Source organism: Pseudomonas sp. NPDC087598 (assembly GCF_044743525.1).
Classification (GTDB): domain Bacteria; phylum Pseudomonadota; class Gammaproteobacteria; order Pseudomonadales; family Pseudomonadaceae; genus Aquipseudomonas.
Window position 1 is genome coordinate 1 of the sequence record NZ_JBIUWQ010000010.1, and the last position, 15984, is coordinate 15984.

The 15984-nt window shown below is 60.2% G+C and carries 18 protein-coding genes; 7 read left to right on the top strand and 11 right to left on the bottom strand.

The features are described from left to right. Positions 1–150: 150 nt before the first annotated feature. The 3 genes from ACIOWE_RS07795 to trxB form a co-directional block, all read right to left on the bottom strand. Positions 151–858, bottom strand: coding sequence for an arginyltransferase (locus ACIOWE_RS07795; protein WP_401389444.1), 708 nt, complete (start codon positions 856–858; stop codon positions 151–153). 57 nt (positions 859–915) lie between these two features. After that, complete coding sequence (aat, locus tag ACIOWE_RS07800; protein WP_401389446.1) at positions 916–1596, bottom strand: leucyl/phenylalanyl-tRNA--protein transferase; 681 nt, start codon at positions 1594–1596, stop codon at positions 916–918. Between the two features lie 63 nt (positions 1597–1659). After that, a complete protein-coding gene (gene trxB / locus ACIOWE_RS07805) occupies positions 1660–2619 on the bottom strand; it encodes a thioredoxin-disulfide reductase (RefSeq protein ID WP_201237683.1) in 960 nt (319 codons plus the stop codon). Positions 2620–2882: 263 nt separating this feature from the next. Here trxB and ACIOWE_RS07810 point away from each other — a divergent pair, with 263 nt between their 5' ends. The 6 genes from ACIOWE_RS07810 to cysG all read left to right on the top strand — a co-directional run bounded on the left by ACIOWE_RS07810 (position 2883) and on the right by cysG (position 10590). Then, on the top strand, positions 2883–5324 hold the full coding sequence (locus ACIOWE_RS07810) for a DNA translocase FtsK (RefSeq protein ID WP_201237684.1): 2442 nt from the start codon (positions 2883–2885) through the stop codon (positions 5322–5324). A gap of 67 nt (positions 5325–5391) precedes the next feature. Beyond that, complete coding sequence (gene lolA, locus ACIOWE_RS07815) at positions 5392–6012, top strand: outer membrane lipoprotein chaperone LolA (protein WP_008087013.1); 621 nt, start codon at positions 5392–5394, stop codon at positions 6010–6012. Between the two features lie 190 nt (positions 6013–6202). After that, on the top strand, positions 6203–7525 hold the full coding sequence (locus tag ACIOWE_RS07820) for a replication-associated recombination protein A (RefSeq protein ID WP_137219232.1): 1323 nt from the start codon (positions 6203–6205) through the stop codon (positions 7523–7525). After that, complete coding sequence (crcB, locus tag ACIOWE_RS07825) at positions 7525–7899, top strand: fluoride efflux transporter CrcB (RefSeq protein ID WP_008049383.1); 375 nt, start codon at positions 7525–7527, stop codon at positions 7897–7899. The genes ACIOWE_RS07820 and crcB overlap by 1 nt, the downstream gene beginning before the upstream one ends. Before the next feature lie 15 nt (positions 7900–7914). Next, on the top strand, positions 7915–9195 hold the full coding sequence (gene serS, locus ACIOWE_RS07830; protein ID WP_007908080.1) for a serine--tRNA ligase: 1281 nt from the start codon (positions 7915–7917) through the stop codon (positions 9193–9195). After that, positions 9196–10590, top strand: a complete 1395-nt coding sequence (cysG, locus tag ACIOWE_RS07835; protein WP_401389452.1) for a siroheme synthase CysG — start codon at positions 9196–9198, stop codon at positions 10588–10590. A 122-nt stretch (positions 10591–10712) separates the two neighbouring features. On the opposite strand, the gene ACIOWE_RS07840 is transcribed toward cysG, so the two are convergent. The 8 genes from ACIOWE_RS07840 to ACIOWE_RS07875 form a co-directional block, all read right to left on the bottom strand. Further along, complete coding sequence (locus ACIOWE_RS07840) at positions 10713–11714, bottom strand: glutathione S-transferase family protein (protein WP_401389455.1); 1002 nt, start codon at positions 11712–11714, stop codon at positions 10713–10715. A gap of 93 nt (positions 11715–11807) precedes the next feature. After that, a complete protein-coding gene (locus ACIOWE_RS07845) occupies positions 11808–12809 on the bottom strand; it encodes a glycosyl transferase family protein (RefSeq protein WP_401389458.1) in 1002 nt (333 codons plus the stop codon). Then, positions 12806–13141: a TusE/DsrC/DsvC family sulfur relay protein gene (locus ACIOWE_RS07850; RefSeq protein ID WP_201237689.1), complete on the bottom strand. Its 336-nt coding sequence runs from the start codon at positions 13139–13141 to the stop codon at positions 12806–12808. The genes ACIOWE_RS07845 and ACIOWE_RS07850 overlap by 4 nt, the downstream gene beginning before the upstream one ends. Then, positions 13138–13431, bottom strand: a complete 294-nt coding sequence (gene tusB / locus ACIOWE_RS07855; RefSeq protein ID WP_401389461.1) for a sulfurtransferase complex subunit TusB — start codon at positions 13429–13431, stop codon at positions 13138–13140. The genes ACIOWE_RS07850 and tusB overlap by 4 nt, the downstream gene beginning before the upstream one ends. Beyond that, entirely contained in the window at positions 13431–13787 is a 357-nt protein-coding gene (gene tusC / locus ACIOWE_RS07860) for a sulfurtransferase complex subunit TusC (RefSeq protein ID WP_401389464.1), read from the bottom strand. The genes tusB and tusC overlap by 1 nt, the downstream gene beginning before the upstream one ends. Position 13788: 1 nt before the next feature. Continuing rightward, positions 13789–14181 carry a sulfurtransferase complex subunit TusD gene (tusD, locus tag ACIOWE_RS07865; RefSeq protein WP_401389467.1) on the bottom strand — a complete coding sequence of 131 codons (393 nt, stop codon included), beginning with the start codon at positions 14179–14181 and terminating at the stop codon, positions 13789–13791. A 191-nt stretch (positions 14182–14372) separates the two neighbouring features. Next, positions 14373–15077: a YoaK family protein gene (locus ACIOWE_RS07870; protein WP_401389470.1), complete on the bottom strand. Its 705-nt coding sequence runs from the start codon at positions 15075–15077 to the stop codon at positions 14373–14375. A gap of 25 nt (positions 15078–15102) precedes the next feature. Continuing rightward, positions 15103–15432 carry a DUF6388 family protein gene (locus ACIOWE_RS07875; protein WP_401389473.1) on the bottom strand — a complete coding sequence of 110 codons (330 nt, stop codon included), beginning with the start codon at positions 15430–15432 and terminating at the stop codon, positions 15103–15105. A gap of 134 nt (positions 15433–15566) precedes the next feature. On the opposite strand from ACIOWE_RS07875, the gene ACIOWE_RS07880 reads away from it, so the two are divergent. After that, a complete protein-coding gene (locus ACIOWE_RS07880) occupies positions 15567–15917 on the top strand; it encodes a hypothetical protein (protein ID WP_401389476.1) in 351 nt (116 codons plus the stop codon). Positions 15918–15984 lie beyond the last annotated feature (67 nt).

The following is a 15984-nucleotide window of genomic DNA, read 5'->3' on the forward strand; positions in this document are numbered from 1 at the left end:
ACAGTGCCTTCCATTTCGAAGCTGTCTTCTTTCGACATGCAGTAAAGCCCTCGGTATCCAATGAATGGCCCGGTGCAACTGCGCCAGGCAAAAGCGGCGTGCATTGTGCCCGAAAAATGGGGTTTACGCCAAGGGGTTTACGGCTTGTGTTCAGTTCAGGATGACCCAGCGCTGATTAATCAGCAGTTCGATGGGGCGATATTGGGTCTTGTAGTTCATCTTTTTGCAGTTCTTGATCCAGTAACCCAGGTAAACCGCCTCAAGCCCCAGGCGCTGGCTCTCGGCGATCTGCCACAGGATGGCGAAACGGCCAAGGCTGCGGCGTTCTTCGGCCGGTTCGTAAAAGGTGTACACCGCCGACAGGCCGTTAGGCAGCAAATCGGTCACCGCCACCGCCAATAACCGTCCGTCGAGACGAAACTCGTAAAAACGCGAGAAGGGCAGATCGCGCACCAGAAACGTCGAGAATTGATCACGGCTCGGTGGGTACATGTCGCCGTCGGCGTGACGCTGTTCGATGTAGCGCTGATACAGATCGAAGTATTCTTCACTGAACTGGGGTTTGGCCGGGCGTACCTGCAAATCGGTGTTGCGTTTGAAAATCCGCTTCTGCTGACGATTGGGGATGAACTGCGCTACCGGAATGCGCGCAGGCACGCACGCATTGCAATTCTGGCAATGGGGGCGATACAGGTGATCGCCACTGCGACGAAAGCCCATTTCCGACAGGTCTGCGTAGACATGCACATCCATGGGCTGACTCGGATCGAGAAACAGGGTCGTGGCCTGCTCCTCGGGCAGATAACTGCAAGAGTGAGGCTGAGTGGCATAAAACTTCAAACGCGCCAACTCGGTCATGATCAACCCTCGGGATAAGCTGGTGAATTAAGTGTAAGCCACGCGCGCAAAAGTCGCTCAGCAAACCCAAGTGGCATGATTGGGTTGATCCAGATGGCGTGCCAGATAGTTTGCGAATTCCTGGCGGGGAATCGCCCGGGCGCCGAGGCTGTGCAGATGATCGGTGGGCATCTGGCAGTCGATAAGCACGAAGCCCGAATCTTTCAGATGCCGCACCAGCGTGGCAAAGCCATATTTGGAGGCGTTGTCGGCGCGGCTGAACATCGATTCACCAAAAAACAGTTGCCCCATCGCCAGGCCGTACAGGCCGCCGACCAACTCGCCCTGATCACGAACTTCAACCGAATGGGCGAAGCCGCGTCGATGCAGTTCAACGTAGGCATCCTGCATGGCTTCGGTGATCCAGGTGCCGTCAGCGTAATCCCGGGGCGCGGCGCAGGCGCGGATCACCGCCTCAAAGTCCTGATCAAACGTGACCTGATAGCGTTCCTTGCGCAGCAGTTTGCTCAGGCTGCGCGAAACATGCAGTTCGTCGGGAAACAGCACGGTGCGTGGATCCGGCGACCACCAGAGAATCGGCTGGCCTTCGGAAAACCACGGAAAGCAGCCGTGACGATAAGCCTGAATCAGACGATCGGCAGACAAATCGCCGCCAGCGGCGAGTAATCCGTTGGGGTCGCGCATGGCCTTTTCCAGCGGTGGAAAAGTCAGGGAGTTGCGTTGTAACCAAGTCAGCATGGCATCCAGGCTTGCAGAAGGGGAGGGCGGTGCGGGCTGTTCGGCCCGCGATAAAGTGTGCCGTTAAATGACCGGAATGTCGTCCAGATACTTCTCGGCATCCAGCGCGGCCATGCAGCCGGCACCGGCCGACGTCACTGCCTGGCGATACACATGGTCGGCGACGTCGCCGGCGGCAAACACGCCGGGGATCGCGGTAGATGTGGCATCGCCGTCGCTGCCGCCCTTGATCAGCAGATAGCCGTCGCGCATGGGTAGTTGGCCGTCAAACAAGTCTGTGTTGGGTTTGTGGCCGATAGCGATGAACACGCCAGCCAGCGCCAGTTCACCGGTTTCGCCTGTGTGGCTGTCACGCAGGCGCGCGCCGGTGACGCCGCTGGCATCGCCGAGCACTTCGTCGAGATTCTGGTTCCAGTGCAGGCGCACGTTGCCGGTGGCGGCTTTCTCGAAGAGTTTGTCCTGAAGGATTTTTTCCGAGCGCAGTTTGTCGCGGCGATGGATCAGGTGTACTTCTTTGGCGATGTTGGAAAGGTACAGCGCTTCCTCGACGGCGGTATTGCCGCCGCCGACCACCGCAACCACCTGATTGCGGTAAAAGAAGCCGTCACAGGTGGCGCAGGCGGAAACGCCTTTGCCGGCGAAGGCTTCTTCCGATGGCAGACCCAGGTATTGCGCCGAGGCGCCGGTAGCAATGATCAGCGCGTCGCAGGTGTAAGTGCCGCTGTCGCCGATGAGTTCGAACGGGCGCTGCTGCAACTTGGCGGTGTGGATGTGGTCGTAAACGATCTCTGTGGCAAAGCGTTCGGCGTGTTTCTGCATGCGCTCCATCAGCACCGGGCCGGTGAGGCCTTCGACGTCGCCGGGCCAGTTGTCGACTTCGACCGTGGTGGTGAGCTGGCCACCGGCCTGCAACCCGGTAATCACCACGGGTTTGAGGTTGGCGCGGGCGGCGTATACGGCGGCGCTGTAACCGGCCGGGCCGGAGCCAAGAATGATCAGGCGTGAATGCTTCGCTGCGTTCATCAAATACACCTCATAAGCCTTTGTCACAAAAGGTAATGCATGCTCAAATTGAAGCGCAGGTCTTGTCGGCTTGGCTATGCTCAACACTGCGGTTTGAAGCATGGCATCAAGCGCACAAACCCGTACAATGCCGGGCTGTTACAGAATATTCGCCGCGCGCCGTGTTTATAAAACCCTGAGCGCAGTGTTAAAAGTAGTCTCAGTTGCACCCGTTAACTTTTTTACCTGCCTGGATTGGGCAGTTTTTTATCGTCATTCAATAGATGGACGCGCCTTGGCGCAGGAAAAGTAGCGTTTTGAAGAAATCCACCGCAGCACCCAAAACAGTCGTTCCGCTCTGGCGCCAACAGTTGCACTACCGGCTCAAGGAAGGTGCATTGATCGCCATTGGCGCCTTGTGCCTGTTCCTGATGATGGCCTTGCTGACCTATGGCAAGGACGATCCGGGCTGGAGCCACAACAGCAAGATCGACGACGTGCAGAATTTCGGCGGCCCGGCGGGTTCCTACAGCGCCGACATCCTGTTCATGGTGCTCGGCTACTTCGCTTACATCTTCCCGTTGCTGCTGGCGATCAAGGCGTATCAGATCTTCCGTCAGCGCCACGAGCCGTGGCAGTGGAGCGGCTGGCTGTTCTCCTGGCGCCTGATCGGTCTGGTATTTCTGGTGTTGTCCGGTGCCGCGCTGGCGCACATTCATTTTCATGCCGCGACCGGTTTGCCGGCCGGTGCCGGTGGCGCATTGGGCGAAAGCCTTGGCGATCTGGCGAAGAATGCCCTGAACATTCAGGGCAGCACGCTGCTATTCATCGCGCTGTTTCTGTTCGGCCTGACCGTGTTCACCGACCTGTCGTGGTTCAAGGTGATGGACATCACCGGCAAGATCACCCTCGACCTGTTCGAACTGTTCCAGGGCGCGCTCAACCGCTGGTGGTCGGCGCGTACCGAACGCAAGCAACTGGTCGCGCAACTGCGTGAAGTCGATGACCGCGTGCACGATGTGGTCGCACCGACGGTGACTGACAAGCGTGAGCAGGCCAAAGTCAAAGAACGCCTGATCGAACGTGAGCAAGCGCTGAGCAAGCACATGTCCGACCGCGAGAAGCAGGTCCCGCCAGTGATTGCCCCGGCGCCGGTCAAGGCTCCGGAGCCGAGCAAGCGTGTGCAGAAAGAGAAACAGGCGCCGTTGTTCGTCGACAGCGCCGTGGAAGGCACCTTGCCACCGATCTCGATTCTTGATCCTGCGGAAAAGAAACAACTCAACTACTCGCCGGAATCCCTGGCTGCGGTCGGCCACTTGCTGGAGATCAAGCTCAAGGAGTTCGGCGTTGAAGTCACGGTGGATTCGATCCACCCGGGCCCGGTGATTACCCGTTACGAAATCCAGCCTGCGGCCGGGGTAAAAGTCAGCCGCATCGCCAACCTCGCCAAAGACCTTGCGCGTTCCCTGGCCGTGACCAGCGTGCGGGTGGTTGAAGTGATCCCGGGCAAGACCACGGTCGGTATCGAGATCCCCAACGAAGACCGGCAGATCGTGCGCTTCTCCGAAGTGCTGTCGACGCCTGAATACGACAACTTCAAATCGCCGGTCACCCTGGCGCTGGGCCACGACATCGGCGGCAAACCGGTGATCACCGACCTGGCGAAAATGCCGCACTTGCTGGTGGCCGGTACGACCGGTTCCGGTAAGTCGGTGGGTGTGAACGCGATGATTCTGTCGATCCTGTTCAAATCTGGGCCGGAAGACGCCAAGCTGATCATGATCGACCCGAAAATGCTGGAACTGTCGATCTACGAAGGCATTCCGCATCTGCTGTGCCCGGTTGTGACCGACATGAAGGACGCCGCCAACGCGCTGCGCTGGAGCGTTGCCGAGATGGAGCGTCGCTACAAACTGATGGCGAAGATGGGCGTGCGAAACCTGTCCGGCTTCAACGCCAAGGTCAAGGAAGCCCAGGACGCCGGCGAGCCGTTGAGCGATCCGCTGTACAAGCGCGAAAGTATCCACGACGAAGCACCGCTGCTGCAGAAGCTGCCAACCATCGTCGTGGTGGTCGACGAATTCGCCGACATGATGATGATCGTCGGCAAGAAGGTTGAAGAACTGATCGCCCGTATCGCGCAGAAGGCGCGTGCGGCCGGTATTCACTTGATCCTCGCGACCCAGCGGCCGTCGGTGGATGTGATCACCGGTCTGATCAAGGCCAACATTCCGACGCGTATGGCATTCCAGGTGTCGAGCAAGATCGACTCGCGGACCATCATCGACCAGGGCGGCGCCGAGCAACTGCTCGGCCACGGTGACATGCTCTACATGCCGCCGGGTACCAGCCTGCCGATCCGGGTTCACGGCGCGTTCGTTTCCGACGATGAAGTCCACCGTGTGGTCGAGGCGTGGAAACTGCGCGGCGCGCCGGAATACAACGATGACATCCTCAACGGTGTCGAAGAGGCGGGCAGCGGCTTTGAAGGTAGCAGCGGTGGCGGCGACGGTGATGATCCTGAAGCTGACGCGCTGTATGACGAAGCCGTACAGTTCGTGCTGGAAAGCCGCCGTGCCTCGATTTCCGCCGTACAGCGCAAGCTGAAGATCGGCTACAACCGCGCCGCCCGGATGATCGAAGCCATGGAAATGGCTGGCGTCGTCACCTCGATGAACACCAACGGTTCACGCGAAGTCCTGGCCCCGGGTCCGGTACGCGACTGATTGCAAAAGCAAGAGGCGAGACAATGATGTCCCGCCGCTCTCCCAACGAGTATTCAAGAGGACTCCCATGCGTCTTATCCGCATGCTGCTGCCAGTACTGGCTTTGACCACACTCACGGCCCACGCCGATGACAAGGACGTGGCTCGTTTGACCCAATTGCTGGAAACATCCAAGACCCTGAGCGCGAACTTCTCGCAGCTGACCCTCGACGGCAGCGGCACTCAGTTGCAGGAAACCACTGGCGACATGACCCTGCAGCGTCCGGGCCTGTTCTACTGGCACACCAACGCGCCGGCCGAGCAGACCATGGTTTCCGACGGCAAGAAAGTCACCCTGTGGGACCCGGATCTTGAGCAAGCCACCATCAAGAAGCTCGACGAGCGCCTGACCCAGACTCCGGCACTGCTGTTGTCCGGTGACGTATCGAAGATCAGCCAGAGCTTCGACATCAGCGCGAAAGAGGCGGGTGGCGTGATCGACTTCACCCTCAAGCCGAAAACCAAGGACACCCTGTTCGACAACTTGCGCCTGTCGTTCCGCAACGGCCTGCTCAACGACATGCAACTGATCGACAGCGTCGGCCAGCGCACCAATATCCTGTTCACCGGGGTCAAGGCCAACGAGCCGGTGCCAGCGTCGAAGTTCAAGTTCGACATCCCCAAGGGTGCCGATGTAATCCAGGAATAAACCCCGGATCCTGAGGTGGGCTATGGTGGCCTGAAGCTTTTGTGGCGAGGGAGCTTGCTCCCGCTGGACTGCGCAGCAGTCCCTGCTTTTTAGCTAAAGAGCGGGGCCGCTTCGCGCCCCAGCGGGAGCAAGCTCCCTCGCCACAGGGTTTTCCACAGAATTCGAAAATCAGAGGTTTCAACGCTACGTGATGGATCTGTTTCGCAGTGCACCGATTGCCCAGCCACTGGCCGCGCGTTTGCGTGCGACCAATCTGGATGAGTACGTCGGTCAGGAGCACGTACTCGCTCGCGGCAAGCCTCTGCGTGAGGCGCTGGAGCAGGGTGCCCTGCATTCGATGATCTTCTGGGGCCCGCCGGGCGTGGGTAAAACCACCCTGGCGCGGTTGCTCGCGGAAGTCTCGGATGCGCACTTCGAAACGGTCTCGGCGGTGCTCGCCGGGGTCAAGGAAATCCGTCAGGCCGTTGAAATCGCCAAGCAGCAGGCCGGCCAGTACGGCAAGCGCACGATTTTGTTTGTCGATGAAGTGCACCGCTTCAACAAATCCCAGCAGGACGCGTTCCTGCCCTACGTTGAAGACGGTACGCTGATCTTCATCGGCGCCACCACCGAAAATCCTTCGTTCGAACTCAACAACGCGTTGTTGTCGCGGGCTCGCGTCTACGTGCTGAAAAGCCTCGACGAGGCGGCGCTGCGCAAATTGGTGCATCGCGCCCTCACCGAAGAGCGCGGCTTGGGCAAGCGCAACCTGACGCTCAACGACGAAGGCTTTCAGATGCTGCTGTCGGCCGCCGATGGCGATGGCCGGCGTTTGCTCAATCTGCTGGAAAATGCCTCGGATCTCGCCGAAGACAACAGCGAGATTGGCACCGAACTCCTGCAAAGCCTGCTCGGCGACACCCGTCGGCGCTTCGACAAGGGTGGCGAAGCGTTCTACGACCAGATATCGGCGCTGCACAAATCGGTGCGCGGCTCCAACCCCGACGGCGCGCTGTACTGGTTTGCGCGGATGATCGACGGCGGCTGCGATCCGCTGTACCTGGCGCGGCGCGTGGTGCGTATGGCCAGCGAAGACATCGGCAATGCCGACCCGCGTGCTCTGAGCCTGTGCCTCGCGGCGTGGGAAGTGCAGGAACGTCTCGGTAGCCCGGAAGGCGAGTTGGCGGTGGCGCAGGCCATTACCTATCTGGCCTGCGCGCCGAAAAGCAACGCGGTGTACATGGGCTTCAAAACGGCCCTGCGCGCTGCCGCCGAACACGGCTCGCTGGAGGTGCCGCTACACCTGCGCAACGCGCCGACCAAACTGATGAAGCAATTGGGCTACGGCGACGAATACCGTTATGCCCACGACGAGCCGGACGCCTACGCCGCCGGCGAAGATTATTTCCCGGAAGAGCTCGACCCGATCCCGTTCTACCAACCGGTGCCAAGAGGCCTTGAGTTGAAGATCGGCGAGAAGCTCAACCACCTCGCTCAACTCGACCGTTTAAGCCCAAGACAGCGGAGAAAATAGTGCTTCCATTGATCGTTGCGGTCTCGGTCGGCGGCATGGCCGGCACACTGTTGCGCTTCGCCACCGGCAATTGGATCAACGCCAATTGGCCGCGGCACTTCTATACCGCGACGCTGGCCGTTAATATCGTGGGCTGTCTGCTGATTGGCGTGTTGTACGGCCTGTTTTTGATACGCCCGGAGGTGCCGATCGAGGTGCGTGCCGGGTTGATGGTCGGCTTCCTCGGGGGGCTGACGACTTTTTCATCCTTTTCACTGGATACGGTGCGCCTGCTGGAAAGCGGGCAGGTGCCGCTGGCCCTGGGCTATGCGGCACTCAGCGTATTCGGCGGGCTGCTCGCGACGTGGGCTGGCCTGTCTTTGACCAAACTTTGATAACGAGAAACCGACATGCTCGATTCCAAACTGTTACGTAGCAACCTTCAGGACGTAGCGGACCGCCTGGCTTCCCGTGGCTTTGCCCTGGATACCGCGCGCATCGAAGCGCTGGAAGAACAGCGCAAGACCGTCCAGACCCGCACCGAAGCACTGCAGGCTGAGCGTAACGCGCGTTCCAAATCCATCGGTCAGGCCAAGCAGCGTGGCGAAGACATCGCGCCGCTGATGGCGGACGTCGAGCGTATGGCGGGCGAGTTGAGTGCAGGTAAAGTCGAACTGGACGCGATCCAGACCGAACTGGACTCGATCCTGCTGGGCATCCCCAACCTGCCGCATGAATCCGTGCCGGTCGGCAAAGACGAAGACGACAACGTTGAAGTGCGCCGCTGGGGCACCCCGACGGCCTTCGATTTCGAAGTGAAAGACCACGTTGCCCTGGGCGAGAAGTTCGGCTGGCTGGACTTTGAAACCGCCGCCAAGCTGTCCGGCGCCCGTTTCGCGCTGCTGCGTGGCCCGATCGCGCGTCTGCACCGCGCTCTGGCGCAGTTCATGATCAACCTGCACGTCAACGAGCACGGCTACGAAGAGGCTTACACGCCTTATCTGGTTCAGGCTCCAGCCCTGCAAGGCACTGGTCAACTGCCGAAGTTCGAAGAGGATCTGTTCAAGATCGCCCGCGAAGGCGAAGCTGATCTGTACCTGATCCCGACCGCCGAAGTGTCGTTGACCAACATCGTCGCTGGCGAAATCGTTGACTCGAAACTGTTGCCGATCAAATTCGTTGCGCACACCCCGTGCTTCCGCAGCGAGGCCGGTGCATCGGGTCGTGACACCCGCGGCATGATTCGTCAGCACCAGTTCGACAAAGTCGAAATGGTCCAGATCGTCGAGCCGTCGACGTCGATGGAAGCGCTGGAAGGCCTGACCGCCAACGCCGAGAAAGTCCTGCAATTGCTCGGTCTGCCATACCGCACCCTGGCGCTGTGCACTGGCGACATGGGCTTCAGCGCAGTCAAGACTTACGATCTCGAAGTGTGGATTCCGAGCCAGGACAAGTACCGCGAAATCTCCTCGTGCTCGAACTGCGGCGACTTCCAGGCCCGCCGCATGCAGGCGCGGTTCCGTAACCCGGAAACCGGCAAGCCTGAATTGGTGCACACCTTGAACGGTTCCGGTCTGGCGGTGGGTCGTACCCTCGTTGCGGTGCTGGAAAACTACCAGCAGGCCGACGGTTCGATCCGTGTACCGGACGTGCTGAAGCCGTACATGGGTGGCCTTGAGGTCATCGGCTAAATGAAATATCTGCCGCTGTTTCACAACCTGCGCGGCAGTCGTGTGTTGGTCGTCGGTGGGGGGGAAATTGCCTTGCGCAAGTCCCGCCTGCTGGCCGATGCCGGTGCGCTGCTGCGGGTGGTCGCACCTGAAATCGAAACGCAACTGCGCGAACTGGTCGCCGCCTCGGGTGGCGAATGCCTGTTGCGTGGTTACGTCGAAGCGGATCTGCACGGTTGCGGGCTGATCATCGCCGCCACCGACGATGAGGCGCTGAACGCACAAGTCTCCAGCGATGCCCATCGGCGTTGCGTACCGGTCAACGTGGTCGACGCGCCGCAGTTGTGCAGCGTGATCTTCCCGGCAATTGTCGACCGTTCGCCGCTGATCATTGCCGTATCCAGCGGTGGCGATGCGCCGGTGCTGGCGCGGCTGATTCGCGCCAAGATCGAAACCTGGATTCCGTCGACCTATGGTCAGTTGGCCGGACTCGCTGCACGTTTCCGCAATCAGGTTAAAAACCTGTTTCCGGATGTGCAGCAGCGTCGCGGGTTCTGGGAAGACGTATTCCAAGGGCCGATTGCTGATCGGCAACTGGCCGGGCAGGGCGCCGAAGCCGAGCGCTTGCTGCAAGCCAAGATTGATGGCGAAGCGCAAATCACTACCGGTGAGGTGTATCTGGTGGGCGCCGGGCCGGGTGATCCGGATCTGCTGACTTTCCGTGCTCTGCGGCTGATGCAACAAGCCGACGTGGTGCTGTACGACCGTTTAGTGGCGCCGGCGATTCTCGAACTGTGCCGTCGCGATGCCGAGCGGATTTACGTCGGCAAGCGGCGCGCCGATCACGCGGTGCCGCAGGATCAGATCAACCAGCAACTGGTCGATCTGGCCAAGGCCGGCAAGCGTGTGGTGCGGTTGAAGGGCGGTGATCCGTTCATCTTCGGCCGTGGCGGCGAAGAAATCGAAGAGCTGGCGGCCCACGGCATTCCGTTCCAGGTCGTGCCAGGTATCACGGCGGCCAGCGGTTGCGCGGCATATGCCGGGATTCCGCTGACCCATCGCGACTACGCGCAGTCGGTGCGCTTCGTTACCGGACACTTGAAGGACGGTTCCACCGATCTGCCATGGGCCGACCTTGTCGCCCCGGCGCAGACGCTGGTGTTCTACATGGGCCTGGTGGGGTTGCCGGTGATTTGCGAGCAGTTGATCAAGCACGGTCGTGCGGCGAATACCCCGGCGGCGCTGATTCAGCAGGGCACCACGGTCAATCAGCGGGTCTTTACCGGCACGCTGGCAGATTTGCCACGTCTGGTGGCGGAGCATGAAGTGCATGCGCCGACATTGGTCATCGTCGGCGAAGTGGTGCAACTGCGCGAAAAACTGGCTTGGTTCGAAGGGGCTCAGGCGCAGGTCTGAAAAACCGAGTCGCCCCATTCGCGAGCAGGCTCGCTCCCACATTGGATCTGTGTCGTTCACAAATCCTCTGTAGGAGCGAGCCTGCTCGCGATGAGGCCCTCTAAAATCACACAAACTCCAGATCAGCCCCGACGCCAAACCCCTTTGTCAGCCAACCGTGCCCGATCATGGGCGACGCTGAAATCCTGAGCCGGCCCCTTCGGCACAATCCCCGTCGGATTGATGGTCTTGTGACTGCCGTAGTAGTGGTTCTTGATGTGCTGGAAATCCACCGTCTCGCCAATCCCCGGCATCTGATACAGCTCACGCAACCAGTTCGACAGGTTCGGGTAATCGGCAATCCGCCGCAGATTGCACTTGAAGTGTCCGTGATACACCGCGTCAAAACGGATGATCGTGGTAAACAGGCGAATGTCCGCTTCAGTCAGGTACTCACCGCTTAAATAACGGTTGGCGCCGAGTACTCGCTCCAGGTGATCCAGTTCGGCAAACACTTCGTCGAAGGCCTCTTCATAAGCCTGTTGCGAAGTCGCGAACCCGGCGCGATACACGCCATTGTTCACCGCCGGATAAATCCGCTCGTTCAATGCATCGATCTCACCGCGCAACGGCGCCGGGTAGAAATCCAGATCATTACCGGTCAAATCATCGAACGCACTGTTGAACATGCGGATGATCTCCGCTGATTCATTGCTGACGATGCGCTTGAGCTTCTTGTCCCACAACACCGGCACCGTCACGCGACCGGTGTAATCGGCCGTGTCAGCGGTGTAGCGCTGATGCATGAAGTCGAAACCGTCGAGCTTGTCGCCGGTCGAGCCGAGCGATTGGTCGAATGTCCAGCCGTTTTCCAGCATCAGCCAGCTCACGACCGACACGTCGATCAGGCTTTCCAGACCTTTGAGTTTGCGCAGGATCAGCGTGCGATGCGCCCAAGGGCAAGCGAGAGACACATAGAGATGATAGCGCCCGGCCTCGGCGGCAAAACCGCCTTCGCCACTTGGGCCGGGTTGGCCGTCAGCGGTCACCCAGTTGCGGCGTTTCGCCTGTTCGCGCTGGAACGCGCCGTCCTTGCTGCTTTCGTACCACTTGTCCTGCCAGCGGCCATCGACTAACAAACCCATGTTCAAGACTCCTGAGAACCAATAAATCATTGGAGCCGAGTCTATTCCGATGAGTTCGAACAAAAAGCGCAAAGATCAGGCGCGAATGATCGGTTAAATCGATTTGTCCCGCGCGGCCCAGTACTGCCCGGCGGTTTCGAAAGCCTGTTCACGGCTTTGGCCAAGACCTCGCAGCGCCAGCGCCATGGTCGAGATCAGCGCCATTTGCGGATAGCTGTCGACCACATCGCCGCGCCACACGGCCTTCAGATGCTCGACATCCAGCGACGAAGGTTTGACGTGGCGTTGCGCTGACAGCTGCGGCCATTCCTCGTCCCAGCTTTCGCCGCCCGCGGTGCCGTAGAGATGGCTGTCGGCGTCCGGGTTGATCTCGATTTCGCCGCCATCGCCCTTGACCACGATCGCCGTGTCGCCAAGCAAGCCGCTGGCATCACGGTGCACGGCCTGATAGCCGGGATGGAAGATGCTTTGCAGTCCACAGCGTGCGTTCAGCGGATTAAGAATCCGCGCGAGCGAGTGGATCGGCGAGCGCAAGCCCATGGTATTGCGCAGGTCGATCATCTTTTGCAGCTGTGGCGCCCAGTCCATCAGCGGCATAAACGCCAGCCCGCCATTGTCCAGCGCGTCGCCGACCTGTTGCCAGGTGCGGCACAACGGAATGTTCAGCTCTCCCAGCAACTGTTCCGTGTACAGGCGCCCGGCGGTGTGCGCGCCGCCGCCGTGCATGAAAATGCGCACGCCATTCTGTGCCAGGCACTTGGTCGCCAGCAGATACCACGGCAGATGCCGTTTCTTGCCAGCGTAGGTCGGCCAGTCCAGATCGACGTTGAGTGCCGGCGCCTGCAAGCGCTCGCGCAGCGCTTCGGTGAAACCGGCCATTTCCTCGGCGCTTTCTTCCTTGTGCCGCAGCAACATCAAAAAGGCGCCGAGCTGGGTGTCCTCGACGTTGTCGTCGAGCACCATGCCCATGGCTTTGCGGGCCTCTTCACGGGTCAGATCGCGGGCGCCGCGCTTGCCCTTGCCAAGGATTCGCACGAATTGGGCGAACGGATGTTCGGCAGGCGTTTCGAGGGTGAGCGCTGGGAAGTCGGTCATAAGCAATTCGTCGGTTTGGGCAGGCCCGCCAGTTTCGCGGCGAGTTTGGCAGGGGTGCCTTTGAACAGTCGGTTCAGGTGCAGGCTGTTGCCTTTGTCCGGGCCGAGTTTCAGCGCGGTGTACTTGATCAGCGGGCGGGTCGCCGGGGACAGCTGGAATTCGGCATAGAAGCTGCGCAGCAGTTCGAGGACTTCCCAGTGTTCGGCGGTCAGTTCGATGTCTTCGGCGGCGGCGAGGGCGCTGGCGACGTCATGCGACCAGTCGCTCAGCTCAACCAGAAAGCCATCCTTGTCCAGCTCGATGGCGCGGGCGCCGACGGTCATGGAATTCATAGCCAGCTGTTGACCTTGTCGTGGCGGATCGACAGTTCGACGAAGGCCGGGTAATCGATGGCTTCGGCCCAGTCCGGAATCGACACGGCGCGGGCCTGCGCGTCTTCGTCCAACACAAACAGTTTTATCTGACGACTCTGCAACGCTGCAAACGGCGCAGTATCCGCTTGCAGTGCGTACACCGCGTCACCGCTCAGCAGCAAAGCATCGGCACTGCCGATCAAGCGCAGGCAACTGGTCAGGCGATCGTCGCCGAACGGGGAATGAGACAACACATGCAAAGTCGACATCAGAGGGTGATCACCTGGTCGTAACGGTCAATAAGGGCGGTGATTTGCTCGGCGGCGAGCGGTTGTGCTTCGTCCAGTGAGAGGTTTTTCAGCCCTCGATCACTGGCGCTGTCGGCGCAATAAAACAGCTCTTCGACGCCGAACATCGGCAGCGCTTGCAGGTTGGCGCTGAGGTCTTTTTGCTGTAAGGCCTTGGCGTTCTGCCCGGCAACCAGTTGCAGCACGCCGTCATCAAGAAACAGCAGGCCGATCGGCAGATCGAAGGCGCCGCCGGCCAGCACGATGTCCAGCGCTTCGCGGGCACCGGGGCCGGACCATGGCGATTGGCGGCTGATGATCAACAGGGACTTGGCCATCTCACGCACCTCCAAAGCAGATCAGGCGATCGGCGTCTTGCACCGCATCATGCAACTGGCCGAGGCCGGACAATTCCCACGGCGCGCTGACCGACACGGCCTCACGCTGATAGCGTTTGGCTTCTTCGTTGTTGAGCACGCCTCGGCGCAAAGCCGCAGCGATACACACCACACCGTCAAGATTCTGCTCGCTGATGAAGTTGCGCCATTGCTTGGGCAAGTCCAGTTCATCCTGCGGGGTGACCACCGCGTCGGAGGCGTTGTAGACGCCGTCCTGATAGAAAAACAGCCGGACAATCTCATGCCCGCCGGCCAGCGCAGCTTGCGCGAACAGCAGGGCACGGCGCGAGGAGGGCGCATGGGCGGCGGAAAACAACGCGATGGCGAACTTCATGACGGACTCGATCAGCAAAACTGCGGCCATGATAAAGCTTTATCGGTGTAGCGGCGAAACCCAAGTTGCCTGAGCAATGAACCCTGTAGGAGCTGTAGAGTGAAACGAGGCTGCGATCTTTTGATTTTGCTTTTTAAAAACAAGATCAAAAGATCGCAGCGTGCCGCAACTCCTACAGTAAAAAGCGTATTTCAGCGGGGCATATAGCCCAACTGCCAGCGCCGCGGGATAGTCAGCGACAGCACGCCCAGCGTCGTCGCCAACAAGCCGCTGACGAACAAGGCCTTGAGCCCCAGATGATGTTCCAGCACTGCACCCAGAATCGCGCCGACAAACATGCCGCTCCACGGTACCAGTTGCACCCGCCAGCCGCTGCGGCGCTCGCCGAGCATCCAGCGCCCCAGTCCTCGACCAAACCGCGACAGCGCTCCGGTCACGTAGGTCAGCCCGACCGGCAGGCCGTTTACTTCTTCGACGGCGGCATTAAGCATGCCCATCGCGACGATTGCCGCCAGCAGCGCGGGCAACTGCGCGTCGGCAGGCCAGGCAGCCGCCGCGCAGAGCAGCGTGGCAATACACAGCAGCAACGGCAGCGTACGCCGGCCACCCAGCCGTGCGATCAACACACCCAAGGCATTACCGACTATAAAAGTGGCCACCAGAATCACCAGGCGCAACGTCAGCCCCCAGTCGCCATCACTGATCGCCACCGCCAATCGAGTGGTGTTACCGCTCATGAACGAGACGAAATCGCCGCTGGCCATGAAACCGATGGCGTCGGTCATGCCAGCCAGTACCGACAGGCTCGCCACCAGCGCCAGTCCCACGCGACCGCGCCATTTCTGCATGTGCAGATGGCCGGGGCTGGCATGCCGGGTTGAGGTCGAGGGCAGCATCGATGCAAGTGTCCTTGAGTGGCGGTTACGGTTCTATGCCATACAGTTCGCAGTATTCCAGCCAGTCCATCCCGGCCATTTCCGCCACTTCGCGATGCACTTCCAGGCGCTGAGCCTGATAGTCCTCAGGCGTCGCCGCCGTCAGTTGCAAGGTCAACTCCCAGGCAAACAGCCCCAGCTCTTCCGCCTCCGCCTCGAACGCTTCATGCAGGCGTTCTTCGCGATACTGCGCCTGGGTTTCGCCTTTGGCCTGGGCCAGCAATGGATTGAGATGGTCGAGGGTTTCGCGCAAATCAGGGCGTGCGTCGAGAAACAGTTTCAGAGCGTGTTCATGTCGCTGATCGGTAGGCGCCATGGATTTTCCTTGTGGGGCTGATGACCTTAGGTTGCCGCAGCGGCTTGCGCGTGTCGCGTTATAAATGCAGTAAAGCAGAGCGATTCCGGCTGCTGCGGTGATACAGTCCGCTTTTTTCTGAATGAGCGAAGGCAATGCGAATTCTGATGGTAGCGCTGGCCGCGACGGTGCTGGCGGGTTGCGCGGGCTCGGTGATGGATGATTCTCGCACCAAAGCCCCATACAAGACTCTGACCTCGGACAAGCCGGAAAAGGTTGTCGCCCAGTGCGTGCAATTCGCCTGGCAGGACGAGGCGGTGTTCGGTGTGGATGCCGGGGCTTATCTGCAACCGGGCAAAAAGGGCGGTTCGACGGTCTACACGCGTTCGGCGGAGTCGTTTGTCGATGTCAGCACGCAGGCGTCGGGCACGGCGTTGAGTTACTACGCGCAGAAGGATGATTTCGTGGCCAAGCGTCGTTTGGCGGCGTTGGCGACTTGCCTTTGATCATGCGTTGAAGCGGCTTCCGTCTTCGCAAGCAGGCTCGCTCCCACTTTGCAATGCATTTCAAGGT